This is a genomic window from Syntrophotalea sp. (assembly GCF_050253115.1).
Lineage (GTDB): Bacteria > Desulfobacterota > Desulfuromonadia > Desulfuromonadales > Syntrophotaleaceae > Syntrophotalea > Syntrophotalea acetylenica.
Genome location: NZ_JBFWJQ010000158.1, coordinates 1 through 4289, shown reverse-complemented (window position 1 = coordinate 4289; position 4289 = coordinate 1). Strand labels below are relative to the sequence as shown.

Sequence of the window (4289 nt, the reverse complement as noted above, 5' to 3'; positions counted from 1 at the left end):
CCACCACCACTGTTGTCGTCCCCGGCGCGGCCGAGCATCTGCATCTGATCGGCGACGATTTCGGTGATATAGCGCTTGTTGCCGTCGCGGTCTTCGTAAGAGCGGGTCTGGATCTTGCCTTCGATGTAGACCTGACGGCCTTTGGTCAGGTATTTGCCGCAGATTTCGGCGAGTTGGCGCCATGCCACGATGTTGTGCCATTCGGTTTTTTCCTGGCTGTTGCCGTCGCGGTCCTTGAATCGCTCGGTTGTGGCCAGGGAGAAGTTGGCAACGGCCGTGCCGGACGCCGTGTAGCGCAGTTCGGGATCTTTGCCGAGATTGCCGACCAGGATGACCTTGTTTACCGACATGAGCTGTAGCCTCCATGAGTTTTTATTTACGTTTGGTTCGTCTCGCGAGTCTAGCGGAAACGGGCGGGGGTGTAAAGTTCAAAAAGGTTTGACTCCCCTTGGCGAGGTCTCGTAAACTGGCGCGATTAAATGCTTATCGGGAGAAGAGGCCTATGCTGCGTACCTTGTTTTATATTGTCACGTTTGTCCCCTGGACCCTGTTTATTATGGTGACGGGCATACCCTGTTCTTTCATCCATGCCAATCTTCTGCATAGTTATGCGCGGTTCTGGGCCAGGATCAGTCTGTGGCTGGCCGGTGTCCGAATGGTGGTGGAAGGGCGGGAAAACCTTCCCGGGGGAGCTGTGGTGTATATGCCCAATCACCAGAGCAATTTCGATATTCTGGCGCTGTTTGCCGGGCTGCCCGGCCAATTTCGCTGGCTGGCCAAGGAAGAGCTGTTCCATATCCCCCTGTTCGGCCTGACCATGCGCCGCGCCGGTTATATTGCCGTGGATCGTTCCAACCGCAAGAAGAGTGTGGAAAGCATGCGCCGCGCCATCGAGCGCATTGCGCAGGGTACTTCGGTCGTGGTCTTTCCTGAAGGGACGCGCTCGCCGGATGGTCATCTCAAGGATTTCAAGGCCGGCAGCTTTACCCTGGCGATTCAGGCGCAGGTGCCGGTGGTACCCATCGCCATTACCGGCACGCGGGACGTCATGCCGAAGCACAGCTGTTGGATTCGGGGCGGCAAGGTGACGGTGACGATTCTGCCCGCCGTGGCGACTGCCGGCCGGGCGGTGCAGGAGCGCAATGAACTGATGCAGCAGGTGCGGGAGCCCATCGCGGCGCTGGTCGAAAAGGCCTTGCGGTCATGACCGACATGCCGAACGCGGGCTGGGGCGAAATCCCGGCGGACGCCGTGCGGATTCTGCCTCTGGGCGGGCTGGGGGAGATCGGCCTGAACATGATGGCGGTGGAGTACCTCGGGGAGCTGCTGCTGATCGACTGTGGACTCATGTTTCCGGAACCGTATATGCCTGGCATCGATCTGGTGATTCCGGATGTTTCCTGTCTGGAAGGTCAGACCGGCCGCATTCGCGGCCTGATCCTCACCCATGGACACGAGGATCATATCGGCGCCGTGCCGTTTCTGCTGGCAAAGCTCGGGTTTCCGACGGTTTACGGATCTCCGCTGACCCTTGGTCTGCTGCGTCACCGGCTTGAAGAGCACGAGCTTCTCGGCCAGGCTTCGCTGGTGGAAGTGCAACCCCGCCAGGCCCTGGATCTCGGTGTCTTTCATGTCGAAGTGTTTCGCGTCGCCCACTCCATTGTCGATGGACTCGGAGTGGCGATCCGCACCGCCATGGGATGGATTGTCCACACCGGCGATTTCAAACTGGACCAGACGCCGGTTGATGACCAGCCGACGGACCTGGTGCGGCTGGCAGCTTATGGGGAGCAGGGCGTTCTGCTGCTGATGTCCGACTCCACCAATGTGGAGAAAAAGGGGTTCACCCTTTCCGAGCGGGAAGTCGCGGCAGCCTTCGCCGAGATCGTGCCCCGCGCCAAGGGGATGGTGGCGGTTGCGACTTTTTCATCGAATATCCACCGCATTCAGCAGGTCGTGCAGGAGGCTGTGCGCTGCGGGCGCAAGGTGGCGATTGCGGGGCGCAGCATGGTAGCCAACACCCGCATTGCCCGGGAGCTGGGATATCTTGACATCCCCGATGATGTGCTGATCGAGCTGCGCCAGGCGCGGGATCTGCCGCGACATCGGCTGCTGCTGCTCACCACTGGCAGTCAGGGGGAGGCGCAGAGCACCCTGGTGCGGATGGCCATGGAGGAATTCAGGGCGTTGCCGCTGGAACCGGGCGATACCGTGATCCTCTCCTCCAAATTCATTCCCGGCAACGAAAAGGCCATCAATCGCCTGATCAATCATCTGTACCGGCGCGGCGCAGAGGTTTTTTACGAAACCACCAGCGAGGTTCATGTATCGGGCCATGCCAGCCAGGAAGAGCTCAAGATTGTGCTGTCGCTGGTGTGCCCCCAAAACTTCGTGCCGGTGCATGGCGAATACCGGCATCTGGTCCGGCACGCTGAACTGGCACGCGGCATGGGGGTGCCCGCGGAGCGGGTGACGGTGCTGGAAAACGGCTGCCCGCTGGTGGTTTCCGCCGCCGGTCTTTCGCGGGAGCCTCGCCTTGAGACCGGCCGGGTACTGGTCGATGGCCGCGGCGTCGGCGATGTCGGCCTCATGGAGCTGCGGGACCGGCGCCACATTGCCAACCACGGTCTGGTGGTGGTGCTGCTCGCCGTCAGCCCCGTGGACGGCCGCATACTTTACGGTCCCGAGCTTTTGTCCCGCGGGTTTGTTGCCGAGGAGGAAACGGATATTCTCGATCTGGCCCGTCGGCAGGTTTGTGACATGCTTGCCGGCATGGCGCCGGAAACGGCGACCGAGCAGGAGACCCTGGAGGTGGAAGTGCGCAAATGTCTGCGGCGCTTTTTCAACCGTACGGTCGAGCGGCGACCTCTGATTCTGCCGATTATTCTTGAACAATAGTCCCGTCCGGCCGGGCGGCGATGTACCCTTCGAATCAAAAGAGAGTGTCAATGAGTTTTCTGCATGCTATGGTGTTGGGCCTGCTCCAGGGCCTGACGGAGTTTCTGCCGGTGTCCTCCAGCGGCCACCTGGTCATCGCGCAGCATCTGCTGCCGGGTTTCGATCAGCCGGGGGTCTTGTTCGACGTGCTGCTGCATGGCGGCACCATGGCGGCGGTGGTGGTCTATTTCTGGCGCGATTGCCGCAACCTGGCCACGGCTTGTTTTGTTCAACACGACGAGGCGCATCAGTATCGTCATCTGTTGCGGTTGCTGGTGATCGGCTCGATACCGGCGGCGATTGTCGGTCTGAGCTTCAAGGAGTTTTTCATCGGGGCATTTGACAACCTGTTGCTGGTGTCGAGCATGCTGATGGTTACCGGATGTCTGCTGTATTTGTCCGAGCGCTTTCGCAAAAACGGGCGCGACGCAGGCAGGCTGCGTGTCCGGGATGCCCTGATTGCCGGTGTGGCCCAGGCCGGCGCCATCATGCCCGGCATTTCACGGTCTGGGTCGACCATATCCGCGCTGCTTTTCCAGGGGGTTTCCGGTGAAACGGCGGCGCGATTTTCCTTTTTGATGGCGCTGCCGGCCGTGCTTGGCGCGGCATTGCTGTCCCTGTCTGATCTGCAGGCGGTGCGGTCCGCCGATATCCCGGTCTATGCCGTGGGTACCTGCATGGCCTTTGTCAGCGGCCTGGCATCCATTCATCTGCTGCTGGGCGTGGTGCGCCGCCGACGCCTTTATGCTTTTGCTCTGTATTGCTGGGTGGTGGGAGGTATATTTTTTGCTGTATCCCTTTAAGGTCCCTGACGGTTCGATTTCCGTGGCCAGTTGCAAAGAAGCGGTTTTCGGCAATCACCAACCGCATCGGGACGGAGGAGTATCATGAGCAAGGAACAGACAGGCAAACAGGCGGCTACGTTCAGGGAGCGCTTCCAGCGGGAGTTGCTCGGCTTGTTCTGGCTGGCCACCGGACTGTTTCTGGCTCTCGCCCTTGTTTCTTTTCAGGCTGGTGATCCATCCCTCAACAACGTTTCCCGCGCGGGGGACGTGCACAATCTGGGCGGGTTTGTCGGTTCTTGTCTGGCCGACCTGTTGTTCCAGGGGTTCGGGTTTGCCGCGCTGCTGCTGCCCGTTGGCGCTTTCGGCCTGGCCTGGCACTCATTCGCCTGCAAGCCCCCCCGCTTTCAATGGCTGAGGGTGGCGGCGTTTTTCTGCATGCTTCTGTCGCTGGACGGTCTTATCTCTTTGCAATTCCACGGTGCGTCCTGGTTCGGCGAGCCGATCGGCGAGGCGGGAGGGTTGGCCGGAAGGATGCTGGCCAATCTGTTTACGGCGGGGGTCAACACT

General features: G+C 60.6%; 5 protein-coding genes. 4 read left to right on the top strand and 1 reads right to left on the bottom strand.

Features of this window, described 5'->3' with window-relative positions:
• Positions 1–350 (bottom strand): single-stranded DNA-binding protein (locus AB7E65_RS12130; protein WP_428746037.1); only part of this gene is annotated, 350 nt, incomplete at its 3' end.
• Positions 351–502: 152 nt separating this feature from the next.
• Between AB7E65_RS12130 and AB7E65_RS12125 the strand changes: the two genes are divergently transcribed.
• The 4 genes from AB7E65_RS12125 to AB7E65_RS12110 form a co-directional block, all read left to right on the top strand.
• A complete protein-coding gene (locus tag AB7E65_RS12125; RefSeq protein ID WP_072286094.1) occupies positions 503–1207 on the top strand; it encodes a lysophospholipid acyltransferase family protein in 705 nt (234 codons plus the stop codon).
• Positions 1204–2898 carry a ribonuclease J gene (locus AB7E65_RS12120; protein ID WP_428746036.1) on the top strand — a complete coding sequence of 565 codons (1695 nt, stop codon included), beginning with the start codon at positions 1204–1206 and terminating at the stop codon, positions 2896–2898. The genes AB7E65_RS12125 and AB7E65_RS12120 overlap by 4 nt, the downstream gene beginning before the upstream one ends.
• A gap of 50 nt (positions 2899–2948) precedes the next feature.
• On the top strand, positions 2949–3740 hold the full coding sequence (locus tag AB7E65_RS12115; RefSeq protein WP_072286092.1) for an undecaprenyl-diphosphate phosphatase: 792 nt from the start codon (positions 2949–2951) through the stop codon (positions 3738–3740).
• Between the two features lie 84 nt (positions 3741–3824).
• A partial coding sequence (locus AB7E65_RS12110) for a DNA translocase FtsK 4TM domain-containing protein (RefSeq protein WP_428746035.1) occupies positions 3825–4289 on the top strand: 465 nt, incomplete at its 3' end.